The sequence below is a fragment of the Streptomyces sp. NPDC056361 genome (genome assembly GCF_042262805.1).
Taxonomy (GTDB): domain Bacteria; phylum Actinomycetota; class Actinomycetes; order Streptomycetales; family Streptomycetaceae; genus Streptomyces.
On record NZ_JBHJQI010000105.1, the window covers coordinates 12870 to 29508 of the forward strand.

Genomic DNA, 16639 nt, shown 5'->3' on the forward strand with positions numbered 1-16639 from the left:
CGGGCGGCCGTGGAGACACCCCCACACCGCCCGGCCTGGGGGCGTCCCCACACACCGCCCGGCCAGGGGACATCCCCGCCCCGCCCGGCCTCACGCCGCCGCCGGCGGCAGCCGTGTCCCGTCGAGGAGCCGGAGGTCCAGTCGGCTGAGGTGGTCGGCGTCGGCCAGGAGGTCGACGGAGGTGATCAGGTCGTGGAGGACGGTGAAGCCGAGGACCGCGGTGGCGTCGCCGCTACCCGCGGGGTCGCCTTCGACCAGGCCCGCCATGCCGTCCACCAGGGCGGGGCGCGCCGCCCGCGCGTGTCGGGCGACCGGTCGGGCGACCGCCGGGGCTCCGTGAGCCGCGGCCGTCCCCGCCCGGACGGCGGCGGCGTCGGCGCGGAGCACCACGTCCGGGTCGAGCAGGGCGAGGAGGCCGTCGAGGTCACCGTTGCGGGCGGCCTCCAGGAGGGCCGCGACGACCTCGCGGCCGCGGTCGGGATCGGGGTGCGGCATCTCCTCCGCGCCGCCCACCCGGTGCCGGGCCCGGCCGGCCAGCTGACGGGCGGCGGACGGGGTGCGGTCCAGGATCCCGGCGATCTCCTCGTACGGTTCGGAGAACAGGTCGTGGAGGACGTACGCCAGCCGTTCGGAGGGCGTCAGGCCGTCCAGGACCTGCGGGAGGTCCGGGGCGGTGGAGTCGCTGTCGGCGGCGAGGAGGGCCCGCCTGCCGGGGTCGGAGACCTCGTCGGGCCGGTGCGGCCGGTTCGGCGCGCCGACGGCCCAGGGGTCCCAGGGATCCCAGGGCTTCCCCCGGTGGGCCTCGCGGGCCCGGAGCCGCTCCAGGCAGACCCGGGCGACGATCTCGGTCGGCGGGTCGCCGCGCCGCACCGAGGCCCGTACCGCTTCCCGTGCCGCGCGCAGCACCGCCTCCCGTACGGCGTCGTCGGCCTCGTCGAACGTGCCGAGCAGGCGGTACGCGACGGCCCGCAGCCGCTGCCGCTCCTCCTCGAAGCGGGCGGCGACGGCGCGGTCGTCCTTGTTGTGCGTGTCGTCATCCACGGGGTGTGACCTCCGTGACGCGGGGTGCGGCCGCCGTCGGTGTCCCGGCGGCGGCCCTGGGTTCGCCCGGCGTCAGTCGCCGTGTCCGGTGCCCCCGCTGCCGAAGCCACCGCTGGAGATCCCGCCCCACTTGCGCTTCTCCTCGCTGGGCGGGTCGGGCGAGCTCTCCGTACCGCCGGAGCCCTTCAGCTGGTACGGCATGAGCCGGTGCTCGCCGTCGTTCTTCGGCATCTCCTCGGCCCTGCGGTATTCGGACGCCTCGCCCGGGATGGCGCCGGTGTCGGGCCGGTGAGGCTGCTCCTCCGGCTTGGGTGGCGCGGATTCGCGGTCCCGGACGCGGAAGCCGAGCCAGACCGCGCCGATGAGCACGGCGACGATGACCAGTCCGCCGAGAACCTGTCCAAGCCCTGACTGCCAAACCCCAGCGGCCAGGATCTCTGCTGCGCTGAGAGTGTTCATACCTTCAGGATTACCCGATTCCGCTTATTCGGATACGTCGGGCGGGAGATCCCCTCGGAATTAGTCCGTGTCCCCCTGAAACATTTCCCCGACCCCATCGCGTCAATGAGGTGTACGGCGACCACACCACGTGACCGTGAGGGAAGGGAGGGGCATGAGAAAGTCCCGCGCGGACGAGTTCCTGGAGTTCGCCTCCGCACGCACGGGGCACCTTTTCCGGTCCGCATGTCTGCTGACCAGCGGCGACACCCACCTCGCCGAGGACCTCACCCAGGAGACGCTCGGCCGGATGTACGCGCTGTGGGGGCGCATGGCCCGGATCGGCAACCCCGCCGCGTACGCCCAGACCGTGCTGGTGCGCACCTTCCTCAACCACCAGCGGCGACGGTCCGCCACCGAGCGCCCGCTCGGCGAGCTGCCGGACCGCGCCCCCGCCAACGGCGAGGACCCCGCGCTCCGGATCGCGCTGCTCGACGCGCTGGCCGGACTCGCACCCAAGGACCGGGCGGTCGTGGTCCTGCGGTACTGGGAGGACCGCAGCATCGAGGAGACCGCCGACGCCCTGCACGTCAGCTCCGCCGCGGTCCGCACCCGCTCGGTACGGGCGCTGGCGAAGCTGCGGGAACGGCTCGGCGGCAGCATCACCGAGTTCGCCGCCCGCTGACCGCCGCCCGCCGACCGCACACTGTCGCCCACCGGCGACTGACCACTGGACTTCTTCACCCACGAACCGGAGACGGTGATTTCGGCATGCCTCAGAACGACGATTCCCAGCACGAAGGCTTCGAGGAGGAACTCGGCGCGGTCCTGCGCCGAGCCGGCGACGGCTTCTCCGTCGAGGGCCGGGGCGAGCTCGTCGCGGGCGGGCTCTCCCGCGGCCGGCGCCGCCTCGTGCGCCGCCGCCTCGCGGTGACGGGCGGCGCCCTCGCGCTCGCCGCCGTCGGCATCGGCGGCGTGTACGGCGGATCCCTGGTCGGCTCCGGCGGACAGCCGACGGCCACCTCCGTGGCCGCGGCCCCCAAGCCGGGCAACGTCTCCGGCACCGCGTCCGCCACCACCGACCCGAAGGCGGCGGCCCAGGCGCAGATCCCCGTCAAGGACATCGCGGCCGTCCTCAAGGCCCACACCCCGGCCGGGAAGTGGGAGATCGCCGACCTCGGCGGCAAGGGCCAGTCCGCCGGCGGCGTCTACGACGACGGCCGCGGCAAGGCGGCCGTCTCCGTCGGCCTCTACCGCGGCTCCGGCGACGGCGAGGGGGGCGTCGGCCAGGTCACCTGCCCGGACAAGGCCTTCGTCCCGTTCGACGACTGCACCGCCGAGCGGCTGCCGAACGGCGCCCGGCTGATGGTCCTCCAGGGGTACGAGTACCCCGACAAGCGCGAGGAGACCAAGTCCTGGCGGGCGGTCCTGCTCACCAAGGACGGCTTCCTGGTCGACGTGAGCGAGTACAACGCGGCCGCCGAGAAGGGCGCCGCCATCAGCCGGGAGAACCCGCCGTTCACCCCGGCCCAGCTGAAGGCCCTCGTCACCACCGACGCCTGGCGCCCGCTGCTCAAGCAGCTGCCGCAGTTGCCCCCGGCGAAGGTCGCCCCGGGCAACGTGGCCCAGCGGCCGGCCGAGCCGGTCGGCGACTCGGTCCAGGCCACCCTGCGCTCCCTCCTGCCCAAGGGCCTGAAGGTCACGGACAAGGGCGGCAGCGGCGAGTTCGGCTTCCTCGTCGTCGACGACGGCAAGGGCAAGAGCCTCGTCCAGATCAACGTCCAGCCGAACATGAAGAGCGTCGCCGACGAGCTCTTCGGCTCCGGCGACGTCACCACCCTGCCCGACGGCCGCAAGGTCAAGGTCACCCAGCAGCCCGGCGAGAAGGGCGGCGCCGGCGTCGTCTGGTGGACCGCCGACACCATCACCCCGGCCGGCTTCCGGGTCGTCGTCAGCACCTTCAACACCGGTGCCCAGCACGAGGCCGCCACGCGCGCCGAGCCCGCGCTGACCCTCGCCCAGCTGAAGGCGATCGCCCTCGACCCGAAGTGGCAGAAGCTCCCCCGCAAGTAGGCCGCTCCGCACGGGGGAGAGGGGCGGCGGGCCGACCCGCCGCCCCGGGGCCCCCGGGGCGAGCCGAGGGTCGCAGCCCCGGGACGAGCCAGGGGTGCGGCGCACCTCCACTCGGGCATCCGAGTGGAGCTCGCCTATCCCGGCGTCCGAGTGGTGCTCGCCTCCTCGGCGTCCGAGCAGTGCTCGCCTACTTGGCGTCCGAGTAGCGCTCGACCGTGGCCGTCGTGAACGGGAACCGCACCGGCGTCTCGCCGAAAGCGATCCGCCCCGCCTCGTCCCCCGCCGCCCGGATCGCCTCCGTGACCGCCTCGGCCTCCTCCGCCGGACAGTGCACGATCACCTCGTCGTGCTGGAAGAAGACCAGCTCGGCCCGCATCCCGGAGAGGGAGCGCCGCAGCGCCGCCAGCATCAGCAGGGCCCAGTCGGCGGCACTGCCCTGCACGACGAAGTTACGGGTGAACCGGCCGCGCGCCCGGGCGTTCCCGGAGGCGTAACCCGGGACGAACTCGCCGCTCTCCGGCTCCGGTTCGCCGGAGTCCTGCGGCAGTCCCGCCTCGTCGTCGTCGCCCGAGCCGACCGCGCGCGGACTGGTCCTGCCCAGCCATGTCCGGACCAGGCGGCCCTCCTCACCGGCCTTCGCCGCCTCGTCGACATAGGCCACCGCACGAGGGAAACGGCGCCGCAGCGCCGCCAGGTTCTTCAGGCCGTCACCACTGGTCTGCCCGTAGATCGCGCCGAGCAGCGCCAACTTCGCGTGGGCGCGGTCGCCGGAGAAGGCCCGGTCCGAGAGCCGGGCGTACAGGTCGTCGGGGTGCCCCGCCACCTCCATCAGACCCGGGTCGCGGGAGATCGCGGCGAGCACGCGCGGCTCCATCTGGTCGGCGTCCGCCACCACGAGCCGCCAGCCCCCGTCGGCGACCACGGCCTGCCGGATCACCTTCGGGATCTGCAGCGCGCCGCCGCCGTTCGTCGTCCAGCGTCCGCTGACCGTCCCCCCGGGCAGGTACTCCGGCCGGAAGCGGCCGTCCCTGACCCAGTCGGCCAGCCACGACCAGCCGTGCGCCGTCCAGATCCGGTACAGCTTCTTGTACGCGATCAACGGCTCCACCGCCGGGTGGTCGACCTCCTCCAGCTCCCAGCGGCGGGTCGACTTCAGCCGCACCCCGGCCTGCGCGAAGGCCTTCACCACATCGGCCGGCAGATCAGGGCGGACCCGGCGGCCGAACGCCGCCGACACCTCGTCCGCGAGCTCCGCCAGCCGCCTCGGCTCGCCCCCGCCCGCGTACCGCTCGCCCAGCAGCTCGTTCAACAGCTCCCGGTGCACGTCCGCCCGCCACGGCAGCCCCGCCCGGTGCATCTCGGCGGCCACCAGCATTCCCGCCGACTCCGCGGCCGTCAGCAGCCGCATCCGCCCCGGATGCCCGGTCCGGTCGTGCCGGCGCAGCTGCTCCGCGTACACCGCAAGCAACCCCTCGAACGGTACGGACACCACCGGGCGCGGCTCGAACAGCGAGTCCTGCGAGCCCGGCTCCGCGCTCCGCTGCGGCGGGTCCGGAGGCACCGGAGCGTTCCGCAGGCGCGCCCACGCCGCCGCCGCCGAACGAGGCTCCCCGAGCCGCCCCTCGTGCCCCAGCAGCAGCTGCTCGGCGCCCTCCACGTCGTAGCACCGCTCCACCCGCACCCCCGCCGCCAGCAGCCGCGGGTACACCTCGGCCGTCGACCGCCACACCCACCGCGCCACCCCCGGCCGGCGCCGCACCGCCTCGACGAGATCCGGCTCCCACAGCACCTCCCCCACCGGCTCCCCGGCCGCCCCCAGGGGCACCACCCACGCCCCCTCCTCCTCGACCCCCAGTGCCCATCTCTCGCCCATACGTCCGAGTCTGGCACTCCCCACTGACACTCCCCGGGACAGCGGGAGCGCGGGTCGCGGGACCGGTGGGGGGCGAAATCCGTGGGGGCGAAACCGGGTGGGGGAGAAACCGTTGGGGGCGGGGTCAGGCCGCGGCGTGGAAGAGGGCGGCGGCCTCGCCGCGCGAGTCGACGCCGAGCTTGCCGAGGATGTTGGCGACGTGGAACTTCACGGTGGACTCGCTGATGTGGAGCTCCTCGGCGATCCGCCGGTTGCGGTGCCCGAGCGCCAGGTGCCGGAGGACCTCCACCTCCCGCTCGCCGAGCCCGGCCAGCGGGTGCGCGGCATCGGCCGGCGCCGAGGGGGTCGCGAGGGGGAGGACGGCGGTGAGGGTGGTGCCCCAGCCGGGCACGGCGTCCACGTCGAGGCGGCCGCCGAGGACGTCGAGGCGGTCGCGGATCGTGCCGGCACCGAGGTCGCAGGCGGCGAGCGCGCCGGCGCCGTCGTCGCGTACGGAGGCGCGGAGTTCGTGCTCGGTGAGCTGCCAGCCGACGTGGACGCGGCGCACGGAGTCCTGTTCGAGGACGACGAGGAGCAGCGAGCGGACGATGGCCCGCGCGCTGTGGGCGACGTCCGCGGCGAGGGTGCGGGGGGAGTCGGGGGCGCCGAGTTCGAGCCGGACGGTGCTGTGGCGGAGCATGGGCCGCAGTTCGCCGGCGAGCCGCTCGAAGGCGTCCTGGGCGGGCTCCTCGGCGAGTGCCCGGTCGTGCCGCTGGGCCGCCCGCATGTCGATCAGCGCCGAGGCGGCGAGATCGGTCGCGGTGGCCCGGGCCGTCGTGTCGTCGAGGGCGCGGCTGCGGAGCACGCCGAGCACGCCCGAGAGGGCGGCCGTGTGCGCGGCCGTCAGTTCGGCGATCACCCGCGCGCGCGTGTCGGCCGCGGCCCGTGACCGGGCCAGGGCGCCCGGCACGGCCTCCGTCGCGAACCGGTCGAAATGGCTGGTCACCAGGTCCCACAAGGCCTGGACGACAGCGAGTCCGGCCGCGTCCGCCGGGGCGGTGCCGTCCTCCCGCACCAGCACGAGGAGCGCACCGCGCCGGGTCGCGTGGCTGGTGACGGCCACCACCGCGTGCTCCCGCCCGCCGACCGTCGCCACCCCCTGCCAGGGACTGCCGGGCACGCCCGCCGCGAGCAGCGGCGCCAGCTCGGAACCGGTCAGCCCCTCCGTACCGCCGATCGCCTTGAACGGCGAATGGGCGCAGTGCGTGGACAGTTCGGCCGCGTCCACGTGCGGGACCACGGGCGCGAGGGCCGCGGAGACCCTCGGAAGGATCTCCCCGAGCGGCTGCCGGAGGATCTCGTACGCGGCGGTCAGCGTGAGCGCGTCCATGCGGTTCAGCCTAATCGCGAGCGACCGATCAGGGCCGGTCTTTCGGCCAGGTGGGACTGGCCGTTGGGAGGGCGGGGGCGGGGTGCACGCGGGCGCAGGATGAGGGCGTCGGAGATCGGAAGCCAGTTCCGAGGACGGTCCGACGGCAGCGCGCAGAGCGGCAACGAGCAGCGGTGGAGGCTGAGATGGAAGCGATCGTGTACGAGGAGTTCGGCGGCCCCGAGGTGCTGCGCCACGCGACCGGAGTCGCCGTACCGGAGCCCGGACCCGGCGAGGTCCGCGTCAAGATCGCCGCGGTCGGGCTCAACCCGGTGGACTGGAAGCGCCGTTACGGCTGGGTCGAGGCGTTCTACCCGACGACCTTCCCCGCCGTCCCCGGCCTCGAGTTCGCCGGCACCGTCGACGCCCTCGGCGAAGGCGTCACCGACCTCGCCGTCGGCGACGAGGTCCTCGGCTGGACCAAGACCGGCGCCTACGCCGAGTACGCCATCGCCGGCACCGTCGCCCCCAAGCCCGCCGGCCTCTCCTGGGAGGCCGCCGCGAGCCTCCCCGTGGCCGGCGAGACCGCGCAGCGGGTCCTCGACCTGATCGGCGCCCGAGAGGGCGAGACGCTGTTCCTGCACGGCGCCGCCGGCGTCGTCGGCTCCGTCGCCGTCCAACTCGCCGTCGCCGCCGGCATCACGGTCGTCGGCAGCGCCTCCGAATCCAACCACGCCTACCTGCGCGAGCTCGGCGCGATCCCCGTGGCGTACGGCGACGGCCTCGCCGACCGGGTCAGGGCCGCCGCCCCCGACGGCGTCGACGCCGTCTTCGACGCGGCCGGCCACGGCGTCCTGCCCGTCGCCATCGAACTCCTCGGCGGAGAAGGAACGGCGGACAAGAACCGGATCGCCACCATCGCCGCCACCGACGCCGAAGAGTTCGGCATCACCTTCTCCGGCGTCTCGGGCGACCCCGACGACGTGCGGCGCGGCCTCGCCGCCCACGCCCGCCTCGCCGCCGAGGGCGCCCTCGTCGTCCGCCTGGCCGACACCCTCCCCCTCAAGGAGGCCGCCCGCGCCCAGGAGTCGAGCGAGTCCGGCCACGTGCGCGGCAAGCTGGTCCTGATCCCGTAGGGCCGCCCCCCTCACGGCGGATGAGTGAGAAGATCCCTCCGCCGTGATGCTGGACCCCGACCGTGGAAGGCGACGACGATGTACGCGATATCCCTGGGAGACGACGGCGCGGAACTCCGCCCCCTCGAAACCTGGCAGGCCGACGAGTTCCTCGCCCACATGGACCGTGGACGCGACTTCATCGGCGCCCGCAACGGCCTCCCCGACGTCGTCACCGACCTCGAATCCAGCCGCGCCTTCCTCCGCCTCTACGCCGAGAAGGCCGCCGCCGACACCGGCCGCATCCACGGCATCTGGCTCCACGACACCCTCGTCGGCGCCGTCATCCTCCGCACCCTCGACACCGCGAACGGCACCGCCGAAGCCGGCTGCTGGCTCGAACCCGCCGCCACCGGCCGCGGCCTCGTCACCCGGGCCGCCCACGCCCTCATCGACTGGGCCATCCGCGTACGCGGCATCCACCGCGTCGAATGGATCGTCAACTCCGACAACGCCCCCAGCATCGCCGTCGCCCGCCGCCTCGGCATGACCCTCGACGGCACCCTCCGCCAAAGCGCCCCCTACCGCGGCACCCGCCACGACCAGCAAATCTGGTCCATCCTCTCCCCCGACTGGCCCAAGCCCTAGGGGCTGTTCGGAAGTCTCGCCTGGCTCGCGGCACCAGACGCCACGAGCCCGGCCCGATCAGGAAGACACCCCCAGCCCCCATCCCGCGGCTGCGAGCCGCACCCTCCAACAGCCCCCGTCCCGCGGGCTGCGCCCTCGCCCGGGCCTGGGTTGTGGGCTGCACCTCCGCTGCCTGTGTTGCAGGCTTCGCCCTGCCTGTCGCCGCCCGCGTTGTGGGCAACTGTTCCGCAGGGGCGTGGGGGTCCCCCCGGACGGAGTCTGGGGGAGGGACGATTGCCCACACGGAGGTGGACGGGCCGCGGGTAGCGGGCGCCAAGCCCGGGCGGGGTGCGGGGAGGGGCGGCGTCCACACGGCGATGGGCGCCCGCACGGCGATGGGTGGGCAGTGGGCGCAGGCCTGGGCAGGGGTTGCGGGGGGCGCCCCCGTGGCCTCGGGTGGGGCGGTGACCCGGCTCCGACCCTTGTCACCGCCCCGTTGTCCCACCATGGGGGCTCAGCGGGTGAGGCGCCAGGCGGGGAGGGCCGAAGAGGCGAGGGCGACGAGGGCGCAGAGGGCGGTGGAGGCGGCGAGGGGGGTGAGGGGGAGGGCGAGGGCGACGGGGGCGGAGAGGGCGGAGAGCGCGGCGGCGAGCGTGCCGAGGACGGCGGCGGTGACGGCGAGGCCGAGGAGCGCGCCGATGGCGACGGCGAGCGTCGCCTCGCCGGTGACGGTCCGGAGGATCTGCGCGCGGGTGGCTCCGGCGAGGCGGAGCGAGGCCAGTTCGGGGCCTCGTACGGACGTCGCCATGAGGAGCGTGTTGGCGAGGCCGATCACGGTGTAGAGGAGCGCGATGCCGAGGACGAGGATCATGCCCAGCCGGTTTTGGGGGGTGTTCGTCGCGTGGCGGGCGGCGGCCCAGGCGTCGGCGGTCCGGACGGTCCCGCCGCTCGTCTCCAGGGCCCGGGCCGTGGCCGTACCGCCGCCGCTCGCGTCGATGCGGTCGATGGCGGCGCCGGGGGCGTGCGCGCGGGTGACGTAGGGGCCGTTGTCGCCGGTGCCGAGGGCGAGGACGGCGGCGATCCGCAGGTGTACGGGGCCGCTGCCGTCGGCCCGCCACACGTCGACGGTCTCGCCGACGCGGTGGTGTGCGAACTCCTCGTTGACGACGATGGAGCGGTCGTCGAGGTCGCGGAGGTCGCCGGCGACCACGGGCAGGTGGGTGAGGGCGGCGAAGGCGGCCGGGTCGGTGACCGCGCGGGCGCCGTACTTGACGACGGCCTCGTCGCCGTCCCGGGCGAAGAGGGAGGTGGTCGCGGTGGGGGAGAGCAGGGCTCCGGCCGGTGCGGGCACCGTCCTCAACGCGGTTCCGGTCACGACGTACTGAGCGGTCGTCTGGGCCCGTGCCTCGGCGCCACGCGTGTGCGTGACGCTGGTCGCCGAGCCGAAGAGGGTTCCGGCGAGGGCGACGGTGACGAGGACGGGGGCGGCGATGGCGGCGGTGCGGCGGACGGAGGCGGCGCTGTTCTCCCGTACGAGTGTCGCGACGGCGCCGGGGAGCCGGAGGAGCCGGGCCGCGGGGCGGACGAGGAGGGGGGAGAGGAGGGCGACGCCGCCGGTCAGGAGCATCGGGAGGGTGGTGTACGTCTTCCGTTTGAGCAGCTCGGACGGTTCGGTGGCGTAGGTCCAGGCGAGCAGTCCGGCCCCGGCGAGGAGCAGTCCCGTGCCGAGCAGGGCGCGGCCGAGGGGCAGGGTGTCGGTGTCGACGTCCGCGTCGCGCAGTGCGGCCGTCGGGCCTGTTTTCCCGGCCCGCCGCGAGGCGGCGACGGCGCCGGAGAGGGCGACGGTCACTCCGGTCCAGAAGGCCGTGTGGAAGGGCCAGTCGGCCCCGCCGATCGTGAACCACGCGGGCGCGAGGCCGCCGTCGACGAGGGTGCGGGCCAGCAGGGGCGCGCCCAGGGCGCCGAGCGCGCACCCGGTGGCCGAGGCGAGCACGCCGAGCGCGGCGGCCTCGGCGAGGAGGAGTCGCCGGACCTGCCCGGGGGTGGCTCCGGCGGTCCGCAGCAGTCCGAACTCGCGGCGGCGCAGTGCGACGGCGAACGCGAACGTGGAGGCCACCACGAACACGGAGACGAAGGCGGTCACCCCGCCGGCGGTGCCGAGCAGCGCGTTCAGCGCGGTGAGCGCCCGGGCGTCCCGTTCGGGGTCGGGGTCGGCGCGCACCCGGTCGGCGCCGGTGAGGACCTGGGCCCGGTCGCCGACCAGGGTTCTGACCTGGTCGGCGGGTGCGTCGACCCCGACGGCGTCCGGGTCGGCGGTGTGAGGGGCGCCGTCGCCCGTGGTCACCGTCCAGTGGGCCCGGAGTTCCCGCAGCACTTCCTTGTCCACAGGCTGTGGACGGTCGAGCGGCAGTGCCACGGACGCGGTGTCGGGCCCCCGCAGCACGTCGAGGACCAGCCGGTCCCGGCCCTGCACGACGACCGGCGACGAGGCGAACCGCTGGGGAGAACGCTCGGGCGCGTGAAAGGTGGCGGAGAGTCCGAGCCCCATCGTGGTGAGCAGCCCGACCCCGAGGGCCAGTGCGACGAAGCCGCCGAGGAAGGAGGCCCAGCGGGCCCGGAGCCCGGAGAGGACGACGGTCAGCATGCGGAGCTCCCCACGACGCCGTCGGTACCGGCCGCAGCCGTCCCCGCGCCTGCCGCCACGGCTGCCACGGTCCCGGCGCCTGCTCCTGCTGCCACGGCCGCCACGGTCCCGGCGCCTGCTCCTGCCGCCGCGGCTGCCACGGCCGGCTCGGTCCCGGTGTTCGCGCCACCCGTCGGCCCGGCTCCGGTCGTGGCTCCCGCTTCGAGCCCCGCCATCCGGGCGGCGACCGTCTCCACCGTCGGGGCCGGCAGTTCGCCGGCCAGACGTCCGTCGACGAGGAAGACGACGCGGTCGGCGCGGGCCGCCGCGACGGGGTCGTGGGTGACCATGACGATCGTCTGGCCGTCCCGGTCGACGAGCTCCCGGAGCATGTCGAGGACCTCGCGGCTGGTGGTCGAGTCGAGCGCGCCGGTGGGTTCGTCGCCGAAGAGGACGGCGGGATGGGTGATCAACGCCCGGGCGATGGCGACGCGTTGCTGCTGCCCGCCGGAGAGTTCGCCGGGGCGGTGCCGTTCGCGCCCGGCGAGGCCCACGCGCGCGAGTGCGTCCCTCACCCGCGTACGGGACGGCCGGCGGCCGGCGAGGCGGAGGGGGAGGGCGACGTTCTGCGCGGCGGTGAGGGAGGGCAGGAGGTTGAAGGACTGGAAGACGAAGCCGATGCGGTCCCGCCGGAGGAGGGTGAGGCGCCGTTCGCTCAGCCCGTCGAGGGCGACGCCGCCGACCTCGACGGTGCCGGTGGTGGGCCGGTCGAGACCGGCGGCGCACTGGAGGAGGGTGGACTTGCCGGAGCCCGAGGGGCCCATGACGGCGGTGAAGGTCCCGGTGCCGAAGTCGAGGTCGACGCCGTCGAGGGCGCGGACGTCCCGGTGGTGCCGGGTGAGCCCGCGGAGCCGTACGGCGACGGTGGGGGCGGCGGGGGCGGGGGTCGTCGTGGTCATGACCCAAGCGAACCGTTTCGGCCCGCGCGGATCACGACCACTGGCGGGCGTCCGGGGGTATGCCTGGCCCTACCCCTCCCGTACGGCCTGCGCGGATCCGTCTGCCCTTCCCGGGTTCCCCGGGAGGCCGTGACGGCTGAGACCATCGTGGTGGGGGCGTGGGACGCGGGAGACGTGACCGGCGTGAGAGACGTAAGGGATACGAGGGGCACGGCGTGAGCACCACCAGCATCGACAGGGCCTTCGAAGCGCTGTACGCGAGCGACGACGGTTCGCTCGACACGGCGGCGTCGCTGCTCGCCGCCGACCGGGGCGCGGACGGGGAACTGGTCCGGCGCGGCGAGGAGTTCGTCCGCGTGCTGTGGGGGCGCGGCTGGCAGCCGGCGGACCTGGTCCGGACGGCCCGCCGCGAGTTGTCGGACGAGCACGTCCGGCTCCTGTGCGGGCTGGTCAGGACGGAGACGGCCGGGTACGGCAGGCTGCCGCACCGCTGGCAGGCGCAGCTCGACGAGCTGGACGGGGCGGCGGTCCGCCCGACGGACCGCTTCTCGTACGCGACGACCGTCCTGGAGCTGTACCGGCTCCTGGTCCGGCTTCCGCGCCTGGACGCGGTGGGCCCGGTCCCGGGGGACGTCCTGCCTCCGGCGGCGGTCGGCGAACCCCGGATGCTCACGCGGATCAGGGCGCTGCTCGCGAAGGCGGAGGCGACCGGGTACCCGGAGGAGGCGGAGGCGCTGACGGCCAAGGCCCAGGAGCTGATGGCCCGGCACAGCCTGGACGAGGCGACGCTCGCGGCGGGCGCGCCGTCCCCGGAGACGCCCGGGGCGATACGGATCGGGGTGGAGCCGCCGTACGAGCAGGCGAAGGCGATCCTGCTCGACGCGGTCGCCACGGCGAACCACTGCCGGGCCGTGTGGAACGAGGCGTACGGCTTCTCGACGGTGGTCGGTTTCGAAGCGGACCTGGACCCGGTCGAGCTGCTGTACACGTCGCTGCTCGTCCAGGGGACGGCGGCGATGACGCGGGCGGAGGCGGAGCAGCGGGCGGGCGGTCGCAAGCGCACGAAGTCCTTCCGGCAGTCGTTCCTGCTCGCGTACGCCAACCGGCTGGGCGCCCGCCTGGCCTCGACGTCCCGCCGCGTCGCCTCCGAGGCGCCCTCGCTGCTGCCGGCCCTGGCCTCCCGCGATCTCGCGGTCACCAGCCGCACCGACGAGCTCTTCCCCGAGACCCGCACCACGCGCGTGCGTGCCGCCTGGGACGAGGCCGGCTGGAACCACGGCTCCTCGGCCGCCGACCGGGCCGGGCTGCACCCGGACCGGGCTTCCCTGCGGGACCGTCCGGAGGCGTAACCGGTGGGCTGAATGTCGGATTGGTGGGGAATCGCGGATACGCTCGGCGCATGAGCTGGCTTCGGGCGTTGAAGGCGACCTCCCGCTCGGGGCTCACCGTGGAGCGGCGGCCGCTGGAGCCCGCCGTCGCGGCGAGGGGCGCGCTGGGGCTGGCGCTGGTCGTGGGGTTCTCGCTCGCGCTGTTCGGCCCGGCGGTCGCCGCGTCGTCGGCCTTCGGGGCGTTCCAGGCCGCCATCGCCACGTTCCAGCGTTCGTGGCGTCCCCGGCCCACGCTCGCCCTCGCGTCCGGGGCGAGCCTCGCCGTGTCGACCTTCCTCGGCTACCTCACCGGCGCGCACGAGGTGCTGTTCCTGGCGCTGCTGCTCTCCTGGACGTTCCTCTCGGGCCTGGCCTGGGCCGCCGGGCCGACCGCCGGGATCATCGCCTCGTCCAACGTGGCGATCATGCTGGTGACGGTCACGCTCCCCACGTCCGTCGCCACGGCCGCCGGCCACGCCGCCGTGATCTTCGCGGGCGGTGCCGTGCAGGCCGCGCTGGTCGTGCTCCTCCCGGTGCGCCGCTGGGGCGCGCAGCGCGACGCCCTGGCGGACGCGCTGGCCGCGGAGGCGGACTACGCCCGCCGCCTCCGCCACGACCCGGTCGCGCCCTTCGATCCGGTACCGCTGATGACGGCCCGCAGCGCCGCCGCCGTCACGCCCCGCCAGGCCCGGCGCCGCCCGGCGGAGCTCCACGGCGCGCGCGGGCTCGCCGAGCGCATCCGCCCGGTGCTCGCCTCGCTGGCCGACCCGGCGGTCGGTGTCCCGGAAGAGGGGCCGCAGCGGGACCGGGTCAGGGAGCTGCTCGCCGCCGCGGGCGCGCTCCTGGACGCCGCCGCCCACGCCATCCGCCACGGCGAACCGGTCACGGTCCCCCCGCCCGCCGTCGCCGCGCTCCGCACCCCCGACACGGGCGGCATCCTCTCCGGCCCCTCCCGCCGCGCCGCCCTCCGCCTCGCCGCCCTCCTCGGTGACGTCGTGGAGACGGCGGAGCCGCGCACCGAGACGTCCCCGCGAGAAGCCCCGGCGCCACCGCCGGAGAAAGCGACCCCGGGCGCCGCAGGGACCACCGCCACCCCAGCGTCCACAGGGACCCCGGCGTCCACCGCCACCTCGCTGTCCACAGGGACCCCAGCATCCACAGGGACCCCGGCATCCACAGGGGCCTCTGCATCCACAGGGACCCCAGCGAAGCCACCGACCCCGGCGAAGCCACCGACCCCGGCGAAGCCACCGACCCCAGCGAAGCCACCGCCCCCGGCGAAGCCGCCGACCCCGGTGACCGAGTCGCAGGCCCGCGCCGCCCGGACCCGTCCTCCCCTTGTCCGGCTCGCGCCGATCGTGGCGGCGAACATGCGCGCCGAGCTGCGTCCCGACTCGCCGATCCTGCGCCACGCGGTGCGGGTCTCGGTGGTCGCGGCGGCCGGCTATCTGCTGGGGGCGGTGCTGCCGTTCGGGCACGGCTACTGGGCGCCGATGGCCTCGGTGATGGTGATGCGGCCGGACTTCTCGCAGACGTACGCGCGCTCGGTGGCCCGGTTCGGGGGCACGCTCGTCGGGGTGGCGCTGGCGACGGCGGTGGTGCAGTGGGGGCATCCGGGCACGTACCTGCTGGCGGCGCTGGCCGTGCTGAGCGCGTTCGGGATGTACCTGCTGATCCGGACGGGGTACGCGGCCGGCCAGGTCTGCGTCTCCGCGTACGTCGTCTTCCTGCTGGGCATGGACGGCGCGGGGGTGACGCAGACCGTGCGGGACCGGGTGCTCCTGACCCTCATCGGCGGACTCCTCGCGATGCTGGCGTACGCCGTCTACCCGGCCTGGGAGACGCCCCGGCTGCGCGGCCGGCTCGCGGACTGGCTGGCGGCGGTGGGCCGGTACGCGGCCGTCGTCACCGCGCGGTACGCCGACCCGGTCGGTTCCGTCTCCCCCGACGTCCGGGAGGCGGTCCTGGACGCCCGCGCGGCCAGGGTGGCCTGGCAGGAGACCCTGGACCGGGCGACCCACGAGCCGGTGCGCCACCGGGGCCTCTCGCACGCGGCGGCGGAGCAGGCCGAGCACGCCCTCGCCGAGTTCGGCCGGGTGGCGATGCTCCTGGAGGCGCATCTGCCGGAGCGCGGCGCGCCGCCCGTTCCGGCCGCCGCGACCCTGGCGGAGTCCCTGCACCGGGCGACGGAGCGGGGTGCGAAGCAGGTGCGGGAGCGCAGGGAGCCCCAGTGGGAGGACCTGCGCGAGACGGTGACCGCCTGGTCCGCCGATCCGCCGGACCACTTCCTCCTCCACAAGGGCGCGGTCCTCCTCCTGGACGCCCTGGACGAGGTCGCGGTGGCCCTGGCGGACTCCGAGCGCGCGCGGTAGGGCGTCCCGGTGCGGCGGCGGGCGAGGGTGACCCGGCTCTCCTTCAGATTATTGGCAATGGATCCCATTTTCATTTACTCTCTCTTCCATGGCACGCAATGAGCTCCGCCCCGTCGTCAAGATCCGGTCCACCGCCGGTACCGGATTCACCTACGTCACCCGCAAGAACCGGCGCAACGACCCCGACCGCCTCACCCTGCGCAAGTTCGACCCGGTCGCCGGCCGGCACGTCGACTTCCGAGAGGAGCGCTGACCCGTCCCCCGGGATCGGGAGCCGTAGGATCGTGCGAGGGCCGTGCGGGGAACCGCACGGCCCGTCAGGAACGTCTGATCAGGGGAACTTGGCCTGAAGGCGGTGGCGGCACGCTGTGTCGCGTAGCCACTACGCCACCCCTCGTGCACGTGCATCTGCTCATGCATCGGCATGTGAACACAGCTATGATCCGAGGAAGTTGACACCTGCACCAAGCAACTCGGGGAGCTACCAGTGCACCATGCGCATCACGCGTACAACGGCATGGCTGCCACGGAGCTGTCCGGTGTCGTGTGGCAGAAGAGCAGGCACAGCAACTCCCAGGGATCCTGCGTCGAGTTCGCCAAACTCCCGGGGGGCAACGTTGCCGTGCGCAACTCGCGCCACCCCGAAGGCCCCGCGCTCGTCTACACGCCCGCGGAGATAGAGGCGCTCCTGCTGGGGGTCAAGGACGGGGAGTTCGACCACCTCGTGTGACGGCGGGCACGCCCGTTCGCAAGGGACGCGCGAAGACATGAAGACATGCGGAAGGGCCCCGGCGGTGTACGCC

General features: G+C 74.8%; 14 protein-coding genes. 8 read left to right on the plus strand and 6 right to left on the minus strand.

The window, feature by feature from the left end; all coding sequences use genetic code 11:
• Positions 1-90: 90 nt before the first annotated feature.
• Positions 91-1041, minus strand: a complete 951-nt coding sequence (locus ACFCY7_RS28210) for a sigma factor-like helix-turn-helix DNA-binding protein (protein WP_376488869.1) — start codon at positions 1039-1041, stop codon at positions 91-93.
• A 72-nt stretch (positions 1042-1113) separates the two neighbouring features.
• Positions 1114-1500: a DUF6479 family protein gene (locus ACFCY7_RS28215; protein ID WP_376488870.1), complete on the minus strand. Its 387-nt coding sequence runs from the start codon at positions 1498-1500 to the stop codon at positions 1114-1116.
• A 154-nt stretch (positions 1501-1654) separates the two neighbouring features.
• Here ACFCY7_RS28215 and ACFCY7_RS28220 point away from each other — a divergent pair, with 154 nt between their 5' ends.
• Positions 1655-2164 (plus strand): SigE family RNA polymerase sigma factor, encoded by a 510-nt coding sequence (locus ACFCY7_RS28220; RefSeq protein WP_376488871.1) that lies wholly within the window; start codon positions 1655-1657, stop codon positions 2162-2164.
• An 86-nt stretch (positions 2165-2250) separates the two neighbouring features.
• Positions 2251-3552, plus strand: a complete 1302-nt coding sequence (locus tag ACFCY7_RS28225; RefSeq protein WP_376488872.1) for a hypothetical protein — start codon at positions 2251-2253, stop codon at positions 3550-3552.
• A 187-nt stretch (positions 3553-3739) separates the two neighbouring features.
• On the opposite strand, the gene ACFCY7_RS28230 is transcribed toward ACFCY7_RS28225, so the two are convergent.
• Together ACFCY7_RS28230 and ACFCY7_RS28235 are read right to left on the minus strand one after the other, a co-directional pair.
• Positions 3740-5425, minus strand: a complete 1686-nt coding sequence (locus ACFCY7_RS28230; protein WP_376488873.1) for a bifunctional 3'-5' exonuclease/DNA polymerase — start codon at positions 5423-5425, stop codon at positions 3740-3742.
• A gap of 124 nt (positions 5426-5549) precedes the next feature.
• Positions 5550-6794, minus strand: coding sequence for a LuxR C-terminal-related transcriptional regulator (locus ACFCY7_RS28235; protein ID WP_376488874.1), 1245 nt, complete (start codon positions 6792-6794; stop codon positions 5550-5552).
• A 185-nt stretch (positions 6795-6979) separates the two neighbouring features.
• Between ACFCY7_RS28235 and ACFCY7_RS28240 the strand changes: the two genes are divergently transcribed.
• Together ACFCY7_RS28240 and ACFCY7_RS28245 are read left to right on the plus strand one after the other, a co-directional pair.
• Complete coding sequence (locus ACFCY7_RS28240; RefSeq protein ID WP_376488875.1) at positions 6980-7909, plus strand: NADP-dependent oxidoreductase; 930 nt, start codon at positions 6980-6982, stop codon at positions 7907-7909.
• A gap of 78 nt (positions 7910-7987) precedes the next feature.
• The gene (locus ACFCY7_RS28245) at positions 7988-8536 is read left to right on the plus strand and encodes a GNAT family N-acetyltransferase (RefSeq protein WP_376488876.1); all 549 of its coding nucleotides are present in this window, start codon (positions 7988-7990) and stop codon (positions 8534-8536) included.
• 493 nt (positions 8537-9029) lie between these two features.
• On the opposite strand, the gene ACFCY7_RS28250 is transcribed toward ACFCY7_RS28245, so the two are convergent.
• A complete protein-coding gene (locus tag ACFCY7_RS28250) occupies positions 9030-11159 on the minus strand; it encodes an FtsX-like permease family protein (RefSeq protein WP_376488877.1) in 2130 nt (709 codons plus the stop codon).
• Positions 11153-12097 (minus strand): ABC transporter ATP-binding protein, encoded by a 945-nt coding sequence (locus ACFCY7_RS28255; protein WP_376488878.1) that lies wholly within the window; start codon positions 12095-12097, stop codon positions 11153-11155. Before ACFCY7_RS28255 ends, ACFCY7_RS28250 begins: the two co-directional genes overlap by 7 nt.
• 215 nt (positions 12098-12312) lie before the next feature.
• On the opposite strand from ACFCY7_RS28255, the gene ACFCY7_RS28260 reads away from it, so the two are divergent.
• From ACFCY7_RS28260 to ACFCY7_RS28275, 4 genes are all read left to right on the plus strand, one after another.
• Positions 12313-13446 (plus strand): DUF2786 domain-containing protein, encoded by a 1134-nt coding sequence (locus ACFCY7_RS28260; protein WP_376488879.1) that lies wholly within the window; start codon positions 12313-12315, stop codon positions 13444-13446.
• A gap of 50 nt (positions 13447-13496) precedes the next feature.
• A complete protein-coding gene (locus ACFCY7_RS28265; RefSeq protein ID WP_376488880.1) occupies positions 13497-15836 on the plus strand; it encodes an FUSC family protein in 2340 nt (779 codons plus the stop codon).
• Positions 15837-15924: 88 nt separating this feature from the next.
• A complete protein-coding gene (rpmG, locus tag ACFCY7_RS28270; protein WP_367823178.1) occupies positions 15925-16089 on the plus strand; it encodes a 50S ribosomal protein L33 in 165 nt (54 codons plus the stop codon).
• A gap of 264 nt (positions 16090-16353) precedes the next feature.
• On the plus strand, positions 16354-16566 hold the full coding sequence (locus tag ACFCY7_RS28275) for a DUF397 domain-containing protein (protein WP_376488882.1): 213 nt from the start codon (positions 16354-16356) through the stop codon (positions 16564-16566).
• The last annotated feature ends 73 nt before the right edge of the window (positions 16567-16639 follow it).